Source organism: Laspinema sp. D2d (genome assembly GCF_025370755.1).
In the GTDB taxonomy this organism is placed as follows: Bacteria; Cyanobacteriota; Cyanobacteriia; order Cyanobacteriales; family Laspinemataceae; genus Laspinema.
This window is the reverse complement of record NZ_JAMXFC010000012.1, coordinates 75,583-99,009: the sequence shown is the minus strand read 5'-3', so window position 1 is coordinate 99,009 and position 23,427 is coordinate 75,583. Positions and strand designations below refer to the sequence as shown.

Below are 23,427 nucleotides of genomic sequence, written 5' to 3'. Positions count from 1 at the left end.
ACCGCTTCAGTTGTTTCGTCTGTCCCTGGGAGCATCTTCTTTCCTTACTCTAGCCCGAAAGAAAAATGCTCCCAATCCTTAATTCTATCAACAAATTTTTTAAAATGGCAGCCTGTAATTTATGGCCTTTAAAGTGTCGGGTTAACTAAAGTTCCCATAAACAGTACAGTGCCGGTGGTATCATCGCGAATTGCAAAAAAGAAAGGGCGATCAATAATCATTTGCCTTGGCATACTGCGCGTCGCTACTACTGCCGTTACTCCCGATGCTTCCGTTCCTTCTTCATTCACTTCTAAAAACGTTTTATGCTTAACTTTACTAAGGAAAAAAGGTCCTGAAGTAATGGAGCTAAAATCTGCCTCTGGGCTAAAAGCTATTCCCATATTCATCGCAGTTAAAATATCTTTCAATTCAACGTCATATTCTATTTTAAAGCGTGGCAAACCCAACTTTATAGGTTTATGTTCCCAATATTCTTTAAGCCATCCATTCCAATTTTCGGGAGTCAACTGTTCTAAAAAAGAATCTAATCCAACTTCAGGATTTGGCAGAAAAATATATAAATTTACTTCCGCTGTATTGCCATAAGGCAAGGCAATAGCTTGGAATAAAGCATTTTCATAATAAGCAAAGTCTTGAGTTTGAAACATCAAGGGATGAAGTTTGCTCTGTCCATCAGCTAAGGTAAAAGGATGCTCCCGAGTGTCTGATTCAGAAAATGGACTCAACCAGGCCGATTTAAAGTAAATAGCATTCAATAATATAGCAATTGTACTACTATTTAAGTCCGTAGGCATTAAAATATGATCTATTTTTTGGCGAGTTTCTTCAGCTACCCATCCATTAATTACTGGGGCAGCAATGGCAGGGTTACTCAAATCAATTTCCCGAATTATTGCTTGGTAATGGGTTTGGGTCCTGTCAATAAAATTAGCATTAAAAGAGTCCCCTGGCCTCATCCAAACCGAATTGGCAAGGGATAAATCTACATCTGAATCGATTTCTTTCAGGTAAGATTGGAGTGCGGATAGGGTAAGGTCAATTTGCTCTTGATCTATCCCTGGAGTTTCCAAAACTGAGGCGATCGCCTCATAAGTTGCTCCCTTTGCACCCCCATTGAGCATTTGTAAAGCGAGAGTTAAACTGAAGGGAGAAATAAATATATTTTTCTCTTTTTCTTGTTGATAAATTTGAGACAATAACTTGAGGCCAAAGCGAGTATTCGCTGTAATAATGGGTTGAGTAGTCACCGGATTTTCTAATACTCCATTTAAACTAATCCACAAGGGTCCAGCCGCTGGCGGATGGCTCATATTGAGAGCAGGAATCAAGGGATAAGGAGGTTCAGAACCCTCCAATCGGGCCATCCAACCCAGGGTCGCGATCGCCACTGCACCCAATAACGAGATCGGTCTTACCGCATCCATACAATCTTTTTTCATACCAGTCCACTACATTCTGTATCATTTTTAAATCAGAACCTTATAGACAGCACCCTAAGCTATTATAGTTCGGGAATATCATCGGGGTAAAACCCGCTTTATTCCCTGGTTTTATCCTCATCTTTATGCAACGTAATAATGGTGACTTCTGGGGGGCAAAATAACCGTCCCGGGAAATAAGTCCCCAATCCTCGACTCACATAAAGTTGATTGTTTCCGACCTGATGTAACCCTTGAGACCACTCCCATCGCTCCACCACTTTATAAGAGTTTTTGGATAAATAAGGAATCCATTGTCTCAACCCTTTAGGAACTTTTTCACGAAAGCATTTGAAATAAGCTGGAAGCGGCCCAATTTTGGGTAAAATAATTTGTCCTCCATGAGTATGACCGGATAGCTGTAAATCCACCCGCAGGGTTTGTAAATAAGCGGCAGTATCTGGACTATGAGAAAGAACAATGCGGGGAATTGACTGATTAATTCCGGGAAAAACTGCCCGAGTATTAAACTGACCCGACTGCACCTCTGCCATCCCCAAAAGGGCTAAACCTTTCCCCAAAGGATAGGCCACTTCATTCCAAAGAATAGGAATTCCAATCTTCTCAAAAGCTGTTATAATGGTTGACTTAGAGTGAGGCAACTTGATATCATGATTGCCTAAAATCCCATAAATACCCTTGCGACTTTGGAGATGCTTGAGTTGCAATACCAAAGGGTAAATACAGTCAGGATTATGGGTTACATAGTCCCCAGTCATCAGGACTAAATCGGGGTCGGCATGATTGGAAGCGGCGATCGCCTCGGCCAAGAGTTGATCTGACAATCCCTCCTTTTCATAATGAAAATCGGATAACTGGACTAATTTTGTTCCAATCAGATGGGTGGGTAAGTCGGCGATCGCCACGTTTAACCGTTCAATTTTTAAAGATCCGGTCAGAAACCCGTGCATACCTGTAATTATCCTAGTGGACAGATAATCCCAGCATAACAAACTTTATCAAATCAACCCTCAACAGTGTTTGGCCCTATTTGTAGTTACGACTTCAGTCATTATCCCCTGTTCAGGGTCACGACTGAAGTCCTTTCTCCCATCCCCTATAAAATTAACCCAAGTTCTTGTCTTAGGCGCAATTTTCTCTTTACAAAAAGTAATTTATGTGGGGACTGCCATGCCTCGTTGTACTGCCGGTCGTTCCTGTAGTATTTCTACCCAGTGTTTCAAATGGGGATGTTGTTCCAAAGTCAACCCCATAAACCCGTAACTGGCAACCCAGGGATAAAGCGCAATATCCGCAATGGAGTAATTTTCCCCCGCAATATAGGGGCGATCGGCCAATTGTTTATCTAATACTCCATACAGTCGTAACGTTTCTTGCTCATACCGCGCGATCGCATAAGGAACTTTTTCCGGCGCAAACCGATTAAAATGATTAAATTGACCAAACATCGGCCCTACACTTGCCATTTGAAACATTAACCATTCGATAACTTGATAGCGAGATTTAGTCTCTGTTGGGAATAATTTCCCAGTTTTTTCAGCCAAATATATCAAAATAGCCCCCGATTCAAAGACAGTTATTTCTGTATCATGGTCGATAATTGCCGGAATTTTGCTATTTGGATTAATCTCTACAAAGTCTGGAGAAAATTGTTCCCCCTGGGTAATATCAATTTTATGGACATTGTAGGAAAGACCTAACTCTTCTAACAGAATAGAAACCTTGCGTCCATTGGGAGTTGGAAAGGTGTAGAGGTCGATCATCGGTGGAGAGTCTCCTAAAGTGGGGTAATTATTCAAATATTTTAAAATATGGGAGTGACCTGTTGCCGGACTGGGTAAAAACAATTCATTCCATGATGGTGAGATGGGAGCGTTTTCATTATTTCCGGCCCCTGCTTTAGTGTTTTTAATCAAAGGATTATTTTTCTCTATCCGTAATTTCGCCGATTTGTGCTAGACACTTGGGGAAACAGTTCGGGTTGTCCCGGGGGTCTCACCCACAATTTTGCCCTAAGTCAATTGGTTTGATACTTAAGGTGGGAATGCTTTGGCTCACAATTTCAATTTTTTTATAAGTTTATAGAACTTGCAAAGATATTTTTTGTAAACAAATACAATATTTGGCATAATTAAAAAATTAGTATTTTTGAAATAAGCTTTTTAACTAAAGTTTTTTATAAAAATACATTACTTTTAAAATAATGGCATTTATAAGGATTTAATCTGACCTGATAAAATGGCTGATTTTCCCTAACTTTGATTCGGATTTTAACTGTTGCAACTCCTGTTAATGATCCTCTATAGAGCAAGCGGAATTTTTGGACTCCTGTGGTGCCCTTAAACGCGGATTGTAAAGCCGATCGCCAAAGAGAACTTCCCCTTTTTTTAGGATCCGTAGGGGTAAAACCCCTCATTGACTTAACCCATCGGCACCCTCAAAATTATTCCGCTTCAAAAACCCGGTTCTTGGGGTATATGGGGGACTTTCACCCCAATTTATCCCAAAGAAACCAGGTTTTCTCCCCTCATAGTCACGGATACCCGAGACCCCTTCTCCTGGGGTGGGGAAGAGGCGATCGCCCAGGAACGGGACCGTTCCCTTGAGAAAATTGAAAAAATCTTTAGTCCCCCTCCCTCTCATGGTTTAATAAGTAACTGTAACCCTTTGTCTGTAGCGTCTTTATCCCAGTCAACCTCAGTCCTTAATTGGCAATACATATCTGGAGGCCAATATGAAAAATTTACAGTTGCTCGATGAAGCTATTCGGAACTTAGAGCAGGAAACCAATCTAACCCGCATTAAAAAACTCATGCTTTGTCTTTGTCAAGGAAGATGGGAAAATAATGCTGACTTACTGGCTGCTTTGAATTTACGAGACTTAATTATTGAAGTCTGCGAAGTAACCGGGACTTTAGATAATTTGAAATTTTCTTTAAATGGAATTGTTAGCAATATTAATAAACCTCAACAATATGCCGTGGTGGCTAAACTTTTAATTTCGACTCTGGGTAAATTTTATGAAGATGGGTCAACTCAGCCAGGATTGTCTGATTTTCCTCCTTCTCCGGATCTAGCGAATACCCTAGTTATTGTGTCTGATTTTAGTCATGAGACTGATTTTGACCTGCCAAAGCCACCTGAATCCCTCGGTCCCATCAGCCGAGAAAAAATCTTTGATTTGCGGCTCAAAGTGGTACAGCATACGAGTCCGTTACGGGCCAAAATCCTGATCTTTTCAGCACTCGATCGCCTCTTTGAATTTAATCGGGATGAAGACTGGCTCAACTTAAAAAAAATCCAGCTTGACGAACTGTTCCAGCAAATTTATGAACTCTGTCCCAGTATTGATGCCCTGGAATCCCACTTATATGAAACTGCCAAAAACCTGCCTGAAGCGGATGAAAACTATCAATCTGCGGGCGTAATTGTGCAGTACATGAGGCCGTTATATTTTCCACTCGGACAACTCCCTCTTCTGTCGGAGGCGATCGCCCCTGGGAGCGATCGCTGGAATGCTTCCCCCCAAATAGAGGAAATGGAAGAAGATAGCAGCGCTCGTCAAGGTTTCACTCCAGATGATGACGATAACGATTACAGTGAGATTAGGGAGGAAAGTGAGGAAAATAGCGATATATTGAGCGCCGTATCACCGCCCATCTCCCAGAATTTGGGAAGTCTGAACGGCAGCGATCGCAAATTTTCCTTAAGCGCCCTCAAAAAAATCGATCCGGTTCAACAAAAACAAGAACTAGAGAAAAAACTCAATCTAAAAGTCAACCAGAATGTGCAAGAAATTGTTCAATTTATTGAAAATCGCTTAAATCATCTTGAACGGGAAATTAGCGACGAACTCGAAACCCTGGACATTGAAGATGGAATTTCAGTCAAATATGAAACGATGGGAGATTTAATCACGCAAGTCAAACAAGCTACTTCTCAATTCTTAGAACTTCTGATAAACTTAGAAGAAGCTGAAAGAAACCAACCCATAGAGCGAGAAGATAACTCAGGTTCATAAAGACCAACCGGGAGAAACAAGGGCAATCCTAAATCCAGGGATTAATGTCAGGGGAAAAAGCGGGCAAAGAGGGATAATTTTGATGAATGTTGAAGAATTATTGCGGCGCTATACAGCCGGGGAAACCAATTTTAACGGAGCCAGTCTCTGGGGTGCGAACCTTCGCGGAGCGGATTTGATAGGCGCAAAATTACGGGGAGCGGACCTCCACGGAGCCGATCTAATTTTTGCCTACTTGAGCCGAGTCAACCTGAGTGCAGCGTACTTAGTCAGTACCAAACTCAGTGGTGCTAATCTTAATCAAGCTAATCTCTCGGGTGCAAATCTTAGCGATGCGGACCTACATGGGGCGACCCTCCAAGGTGCGGATCTTCGCAAAGCGAATCTCAATTTAGCCAATCTACTGGATGCGAACCTGAGTGATGCGGATTTGCGCGGAACTACCTTGAGCGGGGTTTGTTTGCGTGGAGCCTGTTTGCGTGGGGCTAACTTTCGGGAGGAACGGCGGATATACAGTCCGGCGAACTTACGGGGTGCGGATTTACGGGGTGCGGATTTGCGCGGGGTTAACCTCAGCGGTGCGGACTTGACAAAGGCGGATTTAAGTGGAGCAAATCTCACAGAAACGAACTTGCGTGGGGCCAATTTGGAACGGGCGAAAATGGCCTCAGCGATTGTCAATGGCGGGTTTCTGAGTGATGCCAATTTGTCTTATGTGGATTTGAGCGGGGCTTGTATGACAAATGTCAAGCTAGAACGATCGCTGTTGGGTGAGGCGAATTTGGAGGGAGCTAAACTGGATGTAGCCATCATCACCGATGCCAAACTGGGGAAAGCTAACTTATCGGGAGCAAATTTAACCCGGGCGAATCTCTCCCGGACAGATTTAAGTCGGGCAAATCTGTCTCACGCGCTCTTGAATGAGGCGAATCTATGTGAGGCGTATTTGGCAAGAACGAATTTAATGCGGTCTAATTTGACCCACGCCAGCTTAATCCGTGCCGAAATGAGCGGCGCTAATACTGCCGGGGCGATATTTAGCCAGACGACGATGCCGAATGGGGATGTGCAGAATTAAACCGATCGCCCCTTAATCAAACCGTGAGTGAAGAGTCCAGGGAGAACAAGCAAATGAGAGAGTATGATGCGATCGCCATCGGGAGTGGAATTGGCGGGTTAGTCACAGCAGCCTTACTCGCTCGCTATGGTAAGCGCGTAATGGTTTGTGAGAGTCATGCGATCGCCGGAGGTGCAGCACATGGATTTTCGCGCCAGGGATTTCACTTCGACTCCGGACCCTCCTTTTACTGCGGATTGGGAGATTCCCAAAGCCTCAACCCCCTGCGCCAAGTCCTGGAACTGTTGGGAGAATCGGTGCCAACCATCGCCTATGACCCCTTGGGACATTATCACTTCGGGGAAATTACCCTGCCGATTTACGGTAATTGCGATCGCTATCGGGCGGAAATTGCCGCCATTACGCCCACAGGAGCCAAGGAACTCCAACGGTTTGAACGGCGGATGTTGTCCTTGTATGACGCCCTCAAAGGCATTCCTACCTTAATCTTACGAAGCGATCGCAAGCTGTTACCCGTTCTCCTGTCATACTGGCCCGCCTTACTCCAATTACTGCCCCATATTCAGGAGATTCAAGGGTCCGTCGGTCAACTCGTGGATCGCGATATTAAAGACCCCTTTGTTCGGCGTTTAATTGACCTAGAATGCTTCTTACTCTCCGGATTTAAAGCGCACGGCACGATCGCCCCAGAAGTTGCCTTTATGTTCGGGGAACGCAGTCGCAGCGCGATCGACTATCCCATAGGGGGGAGTACCGCCCTGATTGAGGCCCTGGTGCGGGGATTAACCCGATGGGGAGGAGAACTGCGTCTGAATGCTCATGTCGAGCGCATTCTAGTCGAGGGAGGGCGAGTTACCGGAGTGCGCCTGCGAAATGGCACGATCCTCAAAGCACCCATTGTCATCTCCAATGCCACAATTTGGGATACCTATACCCATCTCCTCACACCGGAAGACCTCCCCGAGTCCTATCGCCGTGAAGCCCTAGAAACTCCGGTTTTAGATAGTTTTATGCACCTGCACCTGGGGATAAAAGCGGAGGGATTAACCGGACTGACGGGACATCACGTGGTGGTTCATGAGCGCGATCGCGACCTCACCGAACCCGGGAATACCTGTATGATTTCCATTCCCTCGGTCTGGGACCCCAAACTGGCCCCACCAGGCCATCATGGGATTCATGCTTATACGATGGAACCCTACCAGTCTTGGCAGTCCGATGTCAGTTATAAAGCGCGCAAGCGAATTCGAGCCCAATCCCTATTTAGAGCCTTAGAACGGATTATTCCCGATCTGCGCGATCGCATCGTGCTCGAACTGATTGGCACTCCCCTCACCCATGCCAAATTCCTGCGGCGCGATCGCGGCACCTATGGTCCAGCGATCGCCGCAGGCAAAGGAACATTTCCCAGTATTCATACCCCCATTGCCGGATTATACCGAGTGGGGGATAGCACCCTTCCCGGCATTGGGGTTCCTGCGGTAGCCGCATCGGGAATCCTCTGTGCCAATACCTTAGTGGAACCCGAGCAAACCGCACAATTACTGAAAACTCATCGGACTTGACCCCAGGACCCGCTTAGGGAGGGGAAATCCCTAGATTCTGGACGTCCCTGGAGGTCGTTACACCCATAAGCGATAATCAAATGATGCTGATTCAGGAGTGGGATTGGGCATTATAGGTCTGAGGCTCCCCCAGTCCGGCAACGGGATGATCGAGCTAACCAAGGCACCCCGGATCAGCAGGACTTCAACCCTGGGCTAACCTCCTGGGTAAGATACGCGATCGCTGATCGACCCCTTTTAAGGATGAGGCTGCTTTTTTTGTCATCACACCGGGCCTAGAGCGTCGGTATAGTAGAGGAAAGAGCACTGGGTTTCTTTAAAAACAGCTCTACTCCTGGACACCAAATTGGGACTAAAAACTGAGTTTCTTGTCCGGTTGATCCCATCGGGAACCGACGCTCTAGGGGGGTGGGGAATGCCGCCACTTCCCAACGAGGCGATACAGTAGGCCAGATAGCGAACAGATCACAGATCTATAGAATTATGGAGCGATCGCGCCACTCTTATTCCGTGCAGTTACGTCGTGCCAACATAAACGATTTCTTCGCCGGAACACCCGTTTTGGTGGATCGGTTGAGTAACGAAGATGAGGGTGTGAGCATTCTATGAAATTGCGAAAGAAAATACTGGTTATAGTCGGCACGACCCTGTTAGGTCTCAATGTCGTGCTGTACGCTACAGCATCGAGTATTTTACTGGGAGACTTCAAAGAATTAGAACAGAAAGTCGTCCGCCAAGATGCGATCCGAGGCTTGCAGTCCCTCCAGGAGACCCTTAACGAACTGGAATCCATCGCTCGATATCATGCGGAATGGGATGATACCTACAGCTTTATCACCCCGGGAGACCCCAACTACGTTAACTCCAATTTTGGTAATGAAACCTTTGTTCAATTAAAGCTGAATCTGTTGCTAATTCTGGACGAACAAAGAAAACCTGTTTTTACCAAAGCCTTTGATTTAGAGCAAAAGGCTGAAATTCCCATGCCAGGGGTACTTCAAGATTTAGCCTCGGCTTATCAACAACAACTTGAGAAAAAATTCGCCGAAACCGGACACCATAACCACCCCCTCCGTGGAATTGTCCTCCTTCCCCAGGGACCGGCCCTGATTGCAGCTCAATCCATTCTCACCAGTCAAGGAAAGGGTCCGTACCGGGGGACTTTATGGGTGGGACGCTTTTTGAATCAACAGGAAATCAATCGCCTCGCGGATTTGACCCAATTATCTCTGAGTGTTTATCCAATGAGTGCGTTGCCACCGCAATTGGACGAGGTAAGAACCCAGTTAGAGGGGTCTTCTCCATCCCCGACTCCCGCAGAACCTTTCCAGGGGATGGATTTGGGGCGATCGCAAAAGTTGCCCATCGTGGTCAAGGCTCTCAGCGAGAGAGAAATGGCCGCCTATACCGCCATTCCGGCGATCGCCAGCAATAACCGTTTACTCCTCCAAGTCAACCACAATCGAGAGATTTACGCCAAAGGGAAAACCAGCGTCCGCTATTTTATTGGGTCTTTGTTAGGGATGAGTTTGGGGTTTAGTGGTCTAACCCTACTGTTATTTGAAAAATTAGTCCTCTCGCGACTGACAGTCCTTAGCCGAAAAGTCGAACGCATCGGCGATAAAGGGGATCTGTCCATGCGGGTCAAAATTGCGGGACACGATGAACTGTCCAGTTTAGGAATGACCATCAATGGGATGCTCAAAGCCCTGCAAGAGTCCCAGTATAAGCTCCGAGAAAGTGAAGAACGCTATCGATTGATGGCGGAAAACTCCACGGATATGATTTCCCGGCATACCCCAAAAGGCCAGTTTATTTATGTCTCCCCCGCTTGTCATTCCTTATTGGGATATGAACCGGACGAACTCATCGGCTGTAACCTCTATGAATTGTTCCATCCCGAGGATGCCAAGACCCTCGCCAAATCCTACTTGGCAATGGTCAAGGGTCAAGTCAGTTATACCGTTAGCTACCGGATCCGCCATAAATATGGTCATTACCTCTGGTTTGAAAGTACCAGTCGCACAGTTCGCAATCCCCAGACGGATGAAATCGAAGAATTAGTCGCCATTTCGCGGGATATTACCGAACGCCATCAAACCGATGAGGAACTCCGGGAAAGTGAAGCCTCGATTAGAGCGCTTTATAAAATCACCTCTTCCCGTAAACTCAGCTTTGAGCAACGGTTGCAACGGTTACTGGTCATGGGAAAACGGCGGTTTGGACTGCCGGTGGCGATTTTATCGCGGATTAAAGGCGATCGCTATGAAATCATCGCAGTTGAATCCCCAGAGGACACCCTGCAACCGGGCGATCGCTTCCCCTTAAATCAAACCTACTGTCGTGAAACCCTCCGCCTCAAAGAACCCCTCTATTTTGAATCGGTTAGTGTCACACGCTGGCACAACAACCCCACCCAAACCCCGTTTCCCCAAGAAGCCTATATCGGGACAAGAGTAATTGTTGGCGGCAAAATCTATGGCACTCTCAGCTTTTCTAGTAGCACTCCCCTAGGACGCCCGTTTAAAGCCGTGGATAAGGAACTGCTCAAACTCATGGCTCAATGGATAGGCAGCGAAATCGAGCGTCGTGCTGCCGCTGCGGATTTAGCCCGGGCTAGGGACGAGGCCCTCGCTGCCACTCGGGCCAAAAGCGAATTTCTAGCCACCATGAGCCACGAAATCCGCACCCCCATGAATGCCGTCATTGGCATGACCGGATTACTCCTGGATACGGACCTCAACCCTGAACAGCGCGATTTTGTTGAAACCGTCCGCGCCAGTGGGGATGCCCTGCTCACTATTATTAACGATATCCTCGACTTCTCAAAAATCGAGTCTGGGAAACTCGACCTAGAACAGCAACCCTTTAACCTGCGCTCTTGTATTGAAGATTCCCTAGATTTACTCGCCTCCAGAGCCGCCGAAAAAGGAGTAGAGTTAGCCTATCTCATCGAACCTTCCACTCCGGAAATGATTATCGGCGATGTCACCCGAGTCCGTCAAATCTTGGTGAATTTGCTCAGTAATGCGGTGAAATTCACGGAAAAAGGGGAAGTGGTGGTTTCAGTGAGTGCTTCGACCCTTCACCCCCAACAGCCTGTAGGAATCCCGACTGATAGCTTAATCCTCAAGTCTCCGGAGACTCCAAACGGTCATCTTCACAAGGATTTGAACTCAGATCTCAGCACCGGCAACCCCCCCTGTCAAATTCAATTTACCGTATCCGATACCGGCATCGGCATTCCCCCGGAACGGATGAATCGCCTATTTAAGTCCTTTTCCCAGGTGGATTCTTCAACTACTCGGGAGTATGGCGGCACGGGGTTGGGTTTAGCCATCAGCAAGCGTCTGAGCGAATTGATGGGGGGTCGGATGTGGGTCGTCAGTGGCGAGGGCGTCGGTGGGGACCCGGACCCGGCCTTTCAATGGCCGATCGCCTCCGCCATTCCGGAACAGTTCTCCCCTCTTCCAGACCCCGAGCAAAGTATCTTTACCTTGACCGATGCCAAATCCCCCCATCCCGATATCCCTCCAACAGGCTCGACATTCTATTTCACGGTGATGGCAACCCCAGCACTCAATCCCTTGCCGGTGGACCTAAATGGCACTCAACCCTCCTTAGCCGGTAAGCGGGTGCTGATTGTGGATGATAATGCCACCAACCGCCAAATTTTAACCCGTCAAGTCTTGTTTTGGGGGATGAAGCCCAAGGCAGCGAGTTCCGCCCGGGAGGCCCTAGATTGGCTGCAAAATTCGGAAACGTTTGACATTGCCATTCTGGATATGCAAATGCCTCAAATGGATGGCATTACCCTAGCTTCCTACATTCGAGGAATTGTCAAAAATCGGGAATTCCCCCTGGTGATGCTGACTTCCATTGGCAGACAGGAGGTGGATCTGCCGCATAAGGTCCCCTTTGCCGCGTTTCTGAATAAGCCGATTAAACAATCCTATCTGTACAATGTCTTGGCGGGAATCTTTGGAGGGGTGCCGATTCTTTCGCGTCCCGTTCATTTGAACGCCCTCGCCATTGACCCCCAAATGTCTCAACAAAAACCCTTACGCATTTTGCTGGCGGAGGATCATTTAGTCAATCAAAAAGTGGCCCTGCAAATTTTGCATCGGTTGGGGTATCGCGCTGATGTGGCCGGAAATGGGATTGAAGTATTGCAAGCATTGGACCGGCAACATTATGATGTGGTCCTGATGGATGTTCATATGCCAGAAATGGACGGGTTAGCCGCGACTCGCCAAATTTGTCAAGATGCGCTCAACGGCAGACTCCCACACAAACCGCGAATTATTGCCATGACAGCGAATGCGATGCAGGGCGATCGCGAACTCTGTCTGGAGGCGGGCATGGATGACTATATAAGTAAGCCGATCCGAATGCCGGAACTGGTGGAAGCTTTGGCCCTCTGTCCGGTGGATTCCGACCATTCCCCCCATTATTCGACACCTACTTTATCCCCTGGAGATTCCGATAGTCCTAGGTCAAAATTATCCGAGTCTGAACCCGAACATCCTCCAGGTTCTCCCGCAACGGCGATCGCTGACCCGGTTCTGAATCTGGCAATGTTAGCCTCGTTACGCGAAATTGATGCCCTTGAAGAGGTAATCGAGATTTATTTAGAGGAGTCTCCCAAGCTGATTGATCTGCTCACCGTGGCGATCGCCCAAGATGATAGTTTTGAAATGCAAGAAGCAGCGCACTCCCTGAAATCAACGAGTGCGGCAGTGGGTGCAATGAGTTTGGCCGATCTGAGTCAGCAACTTGAGTCTATCGGGCGATCGCACCACAACACCAACACCCCTCCCCCCCCAGAAGTCACCGACATCTTCTCGGATCTGATCATGGAATACCAACGGGTCAAAATTGCACTGAACCGAGAACTCTCCAAGGGGGAAGCCAGCTAGTTGGGATTTTGGGTAATCGAGAGGGTATAGCTATGCTGTCCTCCCCCAAGGTCACCAATATAGATTTGATAAGTCCCAACAGTCCATAAACCAGACATTTCCGGCTTTTCTCCCACGGTACTATCGGCCAGTACACAGAACCGTCCCGTGGGACCTTCAATTAATAAAGTGGGTTCTCCAGCACTTTCGACCCTTAAGCGGAGATAGGGGAACTGCTGTCCGACTTCCAAGGTTTGACTCGGTTGCTCAGAAATGCTGCCACAGTCACTTTTTTGCACTCCACCGGATGTCCCTTGGAGTTGAATCGGATCGCTACTGAACTGGGGTTGCAGTTGGACGACTTCTGCATGAAGTGGATGGGGGGCGATCGCAGCTAAGAGCACTGCGAACAGCGGCGCAATAAGGGGGCGAGTGGGTAGTTGCATAGATTATTTCCCCTTCGGGTTTAAAAAGCTTTTTTCGTAATCTCTATTAGTTACAGACGCTCGGCATTTCCATCCGTTCCGCTCGCCGGAAGTAACTCAGGTTGGGGCAATTTCCATCTTCATTATAGAGGATGGGGGAGATGGGGAGGATGGGGGGGATGGGGGAGATGGGGAGGATGGGGAGGATGAGGTTTTTACGCTTAGGGGATTAGCCTCACATTACATTTAAGATTACTTCCGGTCCCCTCCCCTTGGCAAGGGGAGGGCTAGGGTGGGGTCTTGGTGACGCACTGAAGTGCGTCACCAAGAAAGAGGGTTCCTCCACCTCCATACAGGTGCGATCGCCTCCAGGAATGGGTAACCTGGCGATCGCCAGGTCATAAGAACCTCACCCTAACCCTCCCCTTGCCAAGGGGAGGGGACCGGAGATGTAATTAATAGAAAGGCAAATCCCCATCTCCCCCATCTCCCCCATCTCCCCCATCCTCCCCATCTCCCCCATCCTCCCCATCCTCCCCATCTCCCCATCTCCCCCATCCTCCCGACTAACTCTACTCAAAATCGTTATGATTATGATATTCTTGTAACGGTTCGTAAAGAATCGGGCGCAGTAATTGCCGTGAGCGTGCTTTCCAAGCCTACGCCATAGCCTGTTCGCGCCAGTTAACCCTCATAACATGGAGAATCAAACAATGACCGAAGGATGTATCCGCGTCGGCCAACAGGCCCCCGATTTCACCGCCACTGCCGTTGTGGATCAAGAGTTCAAAACCATCAAACTCTCCGACTACCGGGGTAAATATGTGGTGTTGTTCTTCTATCCCTTAGACTTTACCTTTGTCTGTCCGACGGAAATTACTGCGTTTAGCGACAGTCATGGAAACTTCAGCCAACTGAACACCGAAGTGTTGGGTGTGTCGGTTGACAGTGAATTTTCTCACCTGGCTTGGATCCAAACCGATCGCAAATCTGGGGGACTCGGCGACTTGAACTATCCTCTGGTTTCCGATATCAAGAAGGAAATTAGTTCCGCTTATAATGTCCTCGATCCTGAAGCGGGTATCGCTTTGCGTGGACTGTTTATCATCGACAAAGACGGTGTGATCCAGCACGCCACTATCAATAACCTGGCTTTTGGCCGTAATGTCGAAGAAACCCTCCGGATTCTGCAAGCTATCCAGCACGTTCAAACTCACCCTGATGAAGTTTGTCCCGCAGGTTGGCAACCCGGTGCGAAAACGATGAACCCGGATCCCAAGAAGTCTAAAGAATTCTTTGCCGCGATCTAATTCCCATTGCTGGGATTGGTACCGGAGGCGATCGCGATGGAAACTTGATCGGCGATCGCCTTTTAACCCTTTGAAACCCAACTCTTTCCCCCAGCTACTTCAGCAGGGATTGAGTTGGGTTTAAAATTTATGAATGATTTTCTTTAATGAATTGACTCAAGAGGCTTAAACCATGTTGACATCTACGGATTTTAGAGGATTACTCAATCAACGCTTTTTCAATAATTTTCTCCCGGTTCCTGCTCTCAATAAACTCTACCCGGCAGTTTGTCCCCCTGACTTTCAACTTCCTTATGTCAATGGGGAGGGTTCGATTCGTCTTTCTGAATACCGAGAAAAACAGCCTGTCATTCTCTATTTTACTCGCATTTTTACAGAAAAACAATATTGCCCCCTTTGTTTTCCTCACATTAAAGCCATGAATACGGCTTATGAGCAATTTGTAGAAGCCGGTGCGGAAGTGCTATTAATCACCAGTACCGATGAACGTCAAAGTCAAATCGTCATCCGGGATTTGGGCTTGAAAATGCCGGTGTTGTGCGATCCCAGTTGTTTAGTGTTTCGGGCGTATGGGACGGGACAAGCTTTGGGTGCACCGTTACCCGCCCAGTATCTACTCGATATCGAGGGCAAGTTACGGTTTAAGCATCTATTTTCATTTTTAGAACCGAATGCTCAAGTGAGCCGCTTGTTAGAGCAATTACAGCAAATTAAAGGGTGATCCCGGCGATCGCCGGGTATCCTATTTGAGGGTACAGAGTATGGGTTAGAAACTGGGTTTCTTGCAGGAACAAAGAGAACGGCAGAAACCCTGTTTCTGGTTTCTGCAATTTAAAAGTACCGAATGATCTAAGTTTACCACTGGGGAGAACGGGCTAACAATTCGGCGATTGAGTCTGGATCTAAAGGTTTGGAAAAGAGGTAACCCTGGGCGAAATCACAGCCTAATCCTCGGAGTTTTTCTAATTGGATGGGAGTTTCTACCCCTTCGGCGATCGCAATCATGCCCATTGTGTGAGCAATTCCGATAATCCCGGGAACCAATCCGCACTGATGTTCTTTGCCATCAATGCGATTGATAAATGAACGGTCAATTTTGAGGACATTGACGGGAAATTCTTCCAGGTAACTTAAGGAAGAATAGCCGGTGCCAAAATCATCAATACTTAATTCAATATGGCAGTCACGAATTTGATGGAGAATATCCAGGGTAGCTTGGTTTTTATTGGCGATCGCACTTTCAGTAATTTCCAGTTTAATCATTTGAGGATTAATTTGCGATGCTTCTAGCAGTTCCCGGAGATGCTCGATAAATGAAAATTGCAGAAAATGGCGCGCTGATAAATTGACACTACAAGTTACCGAGTCATTGATCAGGTTTTGATGTTGCCATGCTTGGAGTTGTCGAACGGTTTCTTGTAATACCCACAGATCAATACTGGCAATTAAACCCGTTTCTTCAGCGACGGGAATAAAATCGATGGGAGAGATAAATCCCCGGGTAGGATGTTGCCATCGTACAAGGGCTTCAAAGCCATAAATTTTGCCTGTGGTTAGGGAAATAATGGGCTGGTAATAAACTTTAAATTCCTCTCGTTCTACGGCCCGTCGCAAGTCATTTTCAAGCTGGAGACGGTTTAGCGCCTCATCATGCATGGCGGGGTCGAAGAGGTAATATTGGCCTTTTCCTAGGGCTTTGGCGCGATACATGGCGGTGTCCGCATCCCGGAGGAGATATTCGGGTTTTTCGTGATAAAAACTCCCGAGGGTAATGCCAATACTGGCATTAATAAAGACTTCGTAACGGGAGAGTTGAAAGGGTTCGGTTAAAGAGTTTAAGATGCGATCGGCGATGCTTTGCGCGCGATCGAGGGTGGGGAGTTCTTCTACCAGGACTGCAAATTCATCGCCTCCTAACCGGGCTAAGGTATCCTCTTCTCGGAGCGCGGATTGGAGGCGTCTGCCAATGGCAATCAGGAGTTCATCTCCGACGATATGACCGAGAGAATCGTTGACGACTTTAAAGCGATCGCAGTCTAAAAAGAGGACGGCAAACTGATAGTTTGGGTTAGCTTTTCGGAAGGCGATCGCCTGGTCCAATCGTTCCATAAATAAAGCACGATTGGGTAAATTTGTCAAGGGGTCATGAAGGGCTAAATGAAGTAACTGTTCTTGAAGTTGCTTCCGTTCCTTAATTTCCTGAACTAGCTCTTGATTCGACTGTTCTAGCTGGAGGGTCCGTTCTTGGACCCGTGTTTCCAATTCGGCATTAAGTTGCTGAATTTTTAATTCCGCAGCCCGTCGGAGGAGTTGAGTTTGAATGCGAGCCAAAACTTCTTCTAATTGAAAGGGTTTACTAATGTAATCAATACCGCCGACATTAAAGGCTTTGACCTTATCAAACGCATCATCTAAAGCACTCAAAAAAATGACCGGAACTTCGCGAGTGGCCTCATTTTCTTTTAAGATTTCGCAAACTTGATACCCGCTCATATCCGGCATCATGATATCCAGTAAAATCAGGTCAGGGACAACTACGCGACAGGCTTTGAGGGCCATCTGACCGTTTAAGGCTTTGCGAACTTTATATCCTTCTTCCGTTAAAATTGTAGCTAGATAGCGGAGATTATCTTGGGTATCATCCACAATCAGAATATCTTTTTGGAGCATGGGAACAGGTTCGGCGTTCATTGGCCCTCCTGTTGAGTCAATTCCTCAATGAGATCAAACTGATAGTTATGGGCTAACGCTGCTAAGGCTTGGGATAAGGGGGCCAAATCTGGGGGAATCTCTTCGAGTAAGCGTAAAATTAAATCGTCACTACATTGCATGGCTGCATCAGAAAGCTGATGAATCCAACTTTTAGGCATCACTTGTAAAGCCTCTGGCGTGAGAGAATAGGGGGGGTTACAACTATCGGATTGGGGGCGATTTAGGTCCGAAGAAAGGTCTTCAAAAATATAGTCAATATTCAAATATTTGCCGATAGTTTCCAGCAAAAATTCTTCTTGAAACGGCTTACGGATGAAGTCATCGCAACCCGCATCTAAAATCATTTTTCTTTCTTCCTCAAAAGCACTAGCGGTTAAAGCTACAATGGTCGTTTTTTGACCCTGAGCGGTACTTTTAATATATCGGGTGGCTTCATAACCATCCATGACGGGCATTTGCATATCCATTAAAATTAAGTGAGGTTTCCAAGTTTGATAAACCGCGATCGCCCCTTGGCCGTTCTCTGCCTCTTGCACTTGAAATCCCAAGGATTTCAAGATTGTCTTTAACAATAGACGACTTTCAAAGGCATCGTCTACGACTAAAATGCGAGATTCATTCGCCTGAGCTTGGGGGGCGATCGCCACTGCACGACGCTTGGTTTGACGAGTTTGAACCTCCGCCTCGCTACTCGGTGCGATCGCCACCGCAAAGGCAAACACCGTTCCCTGACCCACGGTACTGGTGACCTGAATATCGCCTCCCATTAATTGTACGAACTTTCGGCTAATTGGTAAACCCAGGCCAGTCCCTTGCTGAGATTTACGTCCTGTTTCAGTCTGTCCAAAGGGTTCAAACAATTTTCCCATCTCCTCTGGCGCAATCCCTGGGCCCGTATCCTCAATTTCAAAATATAAGAACTGACCCCGATTACTGGCGTCCGAAAAATCCCCTTCCCCAGAATTGAGGACCGTCGGCCCATCTTTCACCTCAATCCGGAGGATGACGCGACCCGTTTCGGTAAATTTAATCGCATTCCCCACAATATTAATGAGAACCTGGCGTAACTTACTCTCATCGGTTTTCACAAACTGAGGAAGGGTATCCCATCCCTCAAAAATAATCTGAAGTTGCTTAGATTCTGCTTTAAGCTGAAACATCTCATTTAAAGATTTCAGCAAATTGAGCAAATCAAAATTGACCGGATTAAAACTCATTCGGCCCGCTTCAATTTTGGACATTTCTAATACATCATTAATCAAAGCCAAAAGATGACCTCCGGCCCGATTAATAATTTTTAAATGCTCATGATTTTCCGGTTTCAGGGAGGAATCCCGGGCCATGACTTGCGTAAACCCTAAAATTGCATTCAGCGGCGTTCGCAATTCATGGCTCATATTCGCCAAAAACTCACTTTTTGCCCGGTTGGCAGCGTCCGCAGCGAGGGCAGCTTTTTGGAGGGCGTGGGATTGTCGCTGAGTTTTTTCCAGTAACTCCGCTTGCTGGAGGGCGACTCCCAACTGATTGCCAATTTGAACCACAACTTTAATTTCAGCTTCCTTCCAGTGGCGAGGACCGCTATTTTGATAGCTGGCTAATAATCCCCAAAGTTTATTCCCCGAAAAAATTGGCACAATAATATAGGCTTTGGCTTGAAATTGCTCTAAAATCTTGAGGTAAGCTTCATCAAAGCCCGCCTTATACACATCTTCAACGGCCAAATAAGTCAAGCCTAAATTCCACTCTTCAGTTCGGGCCGATTGCATATAGCAATCTTCCAGCCCAACCTCCTGTTCCCCTGGAAACTCAACGTCGCCCCCGTTGAGTTTCACCGCAGTTTCGGGGAAATTTTGGATGTTTTCCATTAAAGAAATCCATTCGGGGCCGGTGGATTCCGCCACCACCTCACCTCGCCAGTCATCATGAAAATGGTGCACTAAAACGCGATCGCACTTGAGTACCTGGCGTAATTCCCGTGTCGTTGCCGAAAAAATCGTTTCCAAATCCAGGGTCTCGCGCATTCGCTGAATCACTTGGGATAAGGCGCGTTCCCGTTGGACACTTTCCTGTAACGCTTCTTCCGCTTTTTTGCGTTCTGTAATATCCGTTAAAGTTCCCGTGAGTCGGTAGGCTTCCCCCTCTTCATTCCGGATACATTTGCCCTTGACTTCCACCCAAATCCAGCTTTTATCTTTCCGTTCCATGCGGTGGGTATGATAATAATACAAGGGATGGGGATTTTGCCCTTGCACATGGTCTTGTAGGGTTTGCATCGCCACGGACAAATCCTCGGGGTGGACTTTGTTAAACCAAGTGCTAACCCGATACGGTAATTCCCCCTCTTCATACCCTAAAATTTGCATCCAGACTGGGGAGTAATAAATCTGGTCATTTTTTAAATCCCAATCCCAAATCCCATCATTCGTCCCGGATACGGCTAATTTAAACCGTTCCTCACTTTCTCGCAGGGCATCTTCCGCCCGCTTACGTTCCAGCAGTTCAGTTTTAGCTTGTTCAAACAAGGTACATTGTTGAATTGCGATGGATAATTGCACCGAAAGCTGACGGAGGGATTCAATTTCCGATTCATGCCATTGTCTTTCGCCGCTACAGTGATGCGCAATCAACAATCCCCATAATTGTTCCCCTTGCCGCAGAGGAACCACGAGATTGGCTTGAACTGCAAACTGATTGAGGAGTTGCACATGGCATTTGGAGAGTCCAGCGGTGTGAATATTATCAATGCTGCGAATTCGACCTTGAGCGTATAGTGGAATGTGGGTCTCAATGAAACAGCGGTCTTCAATTTCAATTCCTTTGACGGACATCCAGGCAGAACCCACGGACTCAACGGCAATCACCCCACCCCAGTCGGGGTTAAAACGGTAGATTAAAATTCGATCCGTGGCTAAAAATCGGCGAACTTCTTTGACAGCAGTATCTAAAACTTCTTCTAAGTCGAGAGAGGATCGAATCCGTTCCTGAATCGAACTCACCAAACGTTCCCGTTTAAGCTGCTGCTGTAAGGCAATTTCGGCCCGTTTGCGTTCGCTGATATCCGTAATGGTGCCCAGATAGCCTTTCAATGTGCCATCCTCCCCGATTTCGGCGATCGCCTGACCGATCGCCCAGACTACAATCCCATCGGGCCGCACAAACCGATATTCTGACTTAAACGGAACCCGAGTTTCCGCCGCTAAAAACCACTCCGATTGTACCCGCTTCAAATCATCGGGGTGGAGATTGGCAATCCAACTTTTCCCGATCGCCTGTTCTAAAGAAAGTCCCGTTAACTCAGTCCACCGCTGGTTAACATAAAGACAATTTCCCTGGGCATCCGTGTGAAAAATACAAACTGGAGAAGCTTCAGCTAGGGTTTGATACCGACGCTGACTCTCATCTAAAGCAGCTTCCGCAGCTTTTCGGGGGGTAATATCTTTATGGGTACCGCTCATGCGTAAGGGGATGCCAGATGGGTCTCGTTCTACTACTTTACCGCGTGAGAGAATCCATTTCCACTCCCCAGACTTCGATCGCATTCGTAATTCCCGTTCATACACTGGAAGAATCCCCCCTAAATGATCTTCTAACGCCCGCAGCGTCGGTTTATGGTCCTCGGGATGTAACAAGTCCTCCCACATTTGATAGTGATTGCCAATTTCCTCCACCTCATACCCCAGCATCCGTTTCCATTGCGGGTCAAAATAGGTTTTTCCCGTAGGAATTTGCCAATCCCAAATGCCCAAATCACTCCCTTCCAGTGCCAATTGTAACCGCCGTTCACTCTCACTCAAGGCCGCTTCTGCCACCTTTTGACCAATGGAGGAACCCAGTTGGGTAGCAACCGCCCCCACCAAGGCGATCGCCCGGTCATCTCGGGGAGTTTCCGTGCGTTTAAAGAAGGTTAAGACCGCTAAAATCGCATGGCCTCGAAAAATAGGTACAGCAAAACTGGCTTTTAATCCCTGTTTAACCGCCGTTAAAGAATCAACCAGGGGTTCAGTTTTGTCCGTCAAATTTTCAATCCATTCCGGTTGCCGCGACTCCCAAACCCGCCCGGGAAGTCCTTCCCCAAACCGATAGGTTAGGGGTTGCCGTTGCAGGTGGAACTCTTCTACATCAGGTTCTGGGTAATACCAACCGGGACGATAGCTGAGGATTTGCTGATTCTCATCGGGAAGCCAAGCCTCTGCTACATCCCAATTAATAGTAATACAAATTGAGCGTAATACAGAGACTAAAGCACTTTCTAAATCCGGTGTCTGACGGATGGCTTGACTCGTCTGTAATAGTAGCCGGATATCATCTTCACTTTGTTTGCGAGCGCTAATATTACTAAAGGTACAAACCACTCGTTCTACCTGGCCCGATGAGTCGAGTTGGGGGTCCATATTCAGCAGTAACCATACGGTATCTTTTCTCCCCCAACGACAGATTCCCGTTACTTGGTTCTGCACAGGTTGACCCTGGGCGATCGCCATCTGAAGGGGATGCTGTTCTTGAATCGAAATAGTGCCATCCAGCGAAAGAATCTGCCAGTTGAACTCGAAGGCATTTTTCCCTTGCAACCCTGATTCCGGGACATCCAACAGTTCACTCGCCAGGGGATTACTTAATAAAATATTGCCTTGGGCATCCAGAAGTAATACCCCAACAGGCATATTTTCCACTAAAGTTCGGAATCGGATTTCACTTTCTTGGAGGGCCTGTTCTCGTAAAAGACGGGATTGATACCGGCGATCGACCAGGGAGGTAATCAGAGTGCCAATCAGCAAAATCAGTGTCCCCACGCCGATTTGCATCGCCAACCAGGATTGGTCCGCCCCTTCAATCCGCATCGCTTCCGGGTGGGAAAGGGCCGCAAAACAGGTGGCCCACATTCCGGTATAGTGCATCCCGGCGATCGCCACCCCCATAATCCCGGCACTCCCCAGTTTCACCCATTCCCGGTGAAGACTCAGAGAATTGCGCACCTGAAAGGCTAACCCTAACGCAGTCGTCGAAGCCAAAATGGCGATCGCCACCGACAGGGCGACCCCCCAAGGATTGTACACCAGCCTTGCCGGGACCTGGACTGCCGCCATCCCTAGATAATGCATCGAAGCGATCGCCAATCCCATAACCATTCCCCCTCCTACCAGGAGGGGGACCTTCAACTGTTGACGATGGTACAGCAACATCGCCAAAGCTGAGGCTACAATGGCATCCACCCAAGACAACAGCGTGAGAGGGATATTATATGCGGTCGGGACCGGCAACTGTAACGCCAACATCGCGATAAAATGCATCGACCAGATGCCAGTTCCCATCGCCACCGCCCCACCCACACTCCAGATTAAGCGCGATCGCACCGAAGAATTGGGATTAACCCGTCCCGCTAAATCCAACGCCGTATAAGAAGCGATCGCCCCAATAATCAATGAAAAAATGACTAAAACCGGCTCATATTGACCCTGAATCATCTCCATGAATTGTCCCTAATATTGACTGGTTTGCCTTAAAAAATTTTTAAAGAAGCGCAATGATAGACCCGGGATTTAATAACTTTAATTAAAATTAATAACCAATAAAAACAATCTAATTTTCAAGTCAACCTTAAACCACTTGCCTAAATCTCTTCCCGCCCTCTAATCAATAAGATTCTCTTAAGCCCCCCTTTTTAAGGGGGGTTGGGGGGATCTCTACAGGATTTGGCAAGAGGTCTAATATTTATTCCTATAGCCTCCCTCTTAATAAAGGCGACAGCAGGGGAATCTAAATATTTATTTCTCTAGCCGCCCCCTTAATCACCAGGACGCGAGGGGGATCTGAAGAGGGAAAAGGAGGGGGAGCAATCCGGAATTTTCCAAGAGGTCTAATATAACCCTCTGTAATAGTCAATTATAAAATACCTCAAAAAGGGTCCAATCGTCCAAACACTTTTTGAGAACCCCAATTCTTCCCGGAAGCCCCTCAATGCGGAAATATTTCTGAAAA

The 23,427-nt window shown here is 47.3% G+C and carries 12 protein-coding genes; 6 read left to right on the top strand and 6 right to left on the bottom strand.

All coding sequences use genetic code 11. The annotated features are described in order from the left end of the window. Window positions 1–128: 128 nt before the first annotated feature. The 3 genes from NG796_RS10660 to NG796_RS10650 form a co-directional block, all read right to left on the bottom strand. The gene (locus tag NG796_RS10660; RefSeq protein ID WP_261206578.1) at window positions 129–1,442 is read right to left on the bottom strand and encodes a serpin family protein; all 1,314 of its coding nucleotides are present in this window, start codon (window positions 1,440–1,442) and stop codon (window positions 129–131) included. Window positions 1,443–1,540: 98 nt separating this feature from the next. After that, a complete protein-coding gene (locus NG796_RS10655; protein ID WP_261206576.1) occupies window positions 1,541–2,392 on the bottom strand; it encodes a metallophosphoesterase in 852 nt (283 codons plus the stop codon). Window positions 2,393–2,596: 204 nt separating this feature from the next. Continuing rightward, window positions 2,597–3,358 carry a glutathione S-transferase N-terminal domain-containing protein gene (locus tag NG796_RS10650; RefSeq protein WP_261206574.1) on the bottom strand — a complete coding sequence of 254 codons (762 nt, stop codon included), beginning with the start codon at window positions 3,356–3,358 and terminating at the stop codon, window positions 2,597–2,599. A gap of 818 nt (window positions 3,359–4,176) precedes the next feature. Here NG796_RS10650 and NG796_RS10645 point away from each other — a divergent pair. From NG796_RS10645 to NG796_RS10630, 4 genes are all read left to right on the top strand, one after another. Next, a complete protein-coding gene (locus tag NG796_RS10645; protein ID WP_261206572.1) occupies window positions 4,177–5,463 on the top strand; it encodes a hypothetical protein in 1,287 nt (428 codons plus the stop codon). An 82-nt stretch (window positions 5,464–5,545) separates the two neighbouring features. Beyond that, complete coding sequence (locus NG796_RS10640) at window positions 5,546–6,541, top strand: pentapeptide repeat-containing protein (protein ID WP_261206570.1); 996 nt, start codon at window positions 5,546–5,548, stop codon at window positions 6,539–6,541. Between the two features lie 53 nt (window positions 6,542–6,594). Then, a complete protein-coding gene (locus NG796_RS10635; RefSeq protein ID WP_261206568.1) occupies window positions 6,595–8,106 on the top strand; it encodes a phytoene desaturase family protein in 1,512 nt (503 codons plus the stop codon). Window positions 8,107–8,711: 605 nt separating this feature from the next. Then, complete coding sequence (locus NG796_RS10630) at window positions 8,712–13,025, top strand: response regulator (RefSeq protein ID WP_261206567.1); 4,314 nt, start codon at window positions 8,712–8,714, stop codon at window positions 13,023–13,025. Here the strand turns inward: NG796_RS10630 and NG796_RS10625 are convergent. Beyond that, the gene (locus NG796_RS10625; protein ID WP_261206566.1) at window positions 13,022–13,450 is read right to left on the bottom strand and encodes a hypothetical protein; all 429 of its coding nucleotides are present in this window, start codon (window positions 13,448–13,450) and stop codon (window positions 13,022–13,024) included. The two genes, NG796_RS10630 and NG796_RS10625, sit on opposite strands and share 4 nt — an antisense overlap. Window positions 13,451–14,142: 692 nt before the next feature. Here NG796_RS10625 and NG796_RS10620 point away from each other — a divergent pair. Together NG796_RS10620 and NG796_RS10615 are read left to right on the top strand one after the other, a co-directional pair. Further along, window positions 14,143–14,739 carry a peroxiredoxin gene (locus NG796_RS10620; protein WP_261206565.1) on the top strand — a complete coding sequence of 199 codons (597 nt, stop codon included), beginning with the start codon at window positions 14,143–14,145 and terminating at the stop codon, window positions 14,737–14,739. Window positions 14,740–14,911: 172 nt separating this feature from the next. Continuing rightward, window positions 14,912–15,460, top strand: coding sequence for a peroxiredoxin family protein (locus NG796_RS10615; RefSeq protein WP_261206563.1), 549 nt, complete (start codon window positions 14,912–14,914; stop codon window positions 15,458–15,460). Between the two features lie 134 nt (window positions 15,461–15,594). Here the strand turns inward: NG796_RS10615 and NG796_RS10610 are convergent, their stop codons facing one another. Further along, window positions 15,595–17,430, bottom strand: a complete 1,836-nt coding sequence (locus NG796_RS10610; protein ID WP_261206561.1) for an EAL domain-containing protein — start codon at window positions 17,428–17,430, stop codon at window positions 15,595–15,597. Next, entirely contained in the window at window positions 17,427–22,919 is a 5,493-nt protein-coding gene (locus tag NG796_RS10605; RefSeq protein WP_261206560.1) for a PAS domain S-box protein, read from the bottom strand. Before NG796_RS10605 ends, NG796_RS10610 begins: the two co-directional genes overlap by 4 nt. Between the last annotated feature and the right edge of the window lie 508 nt (window positions 22,920–23,427).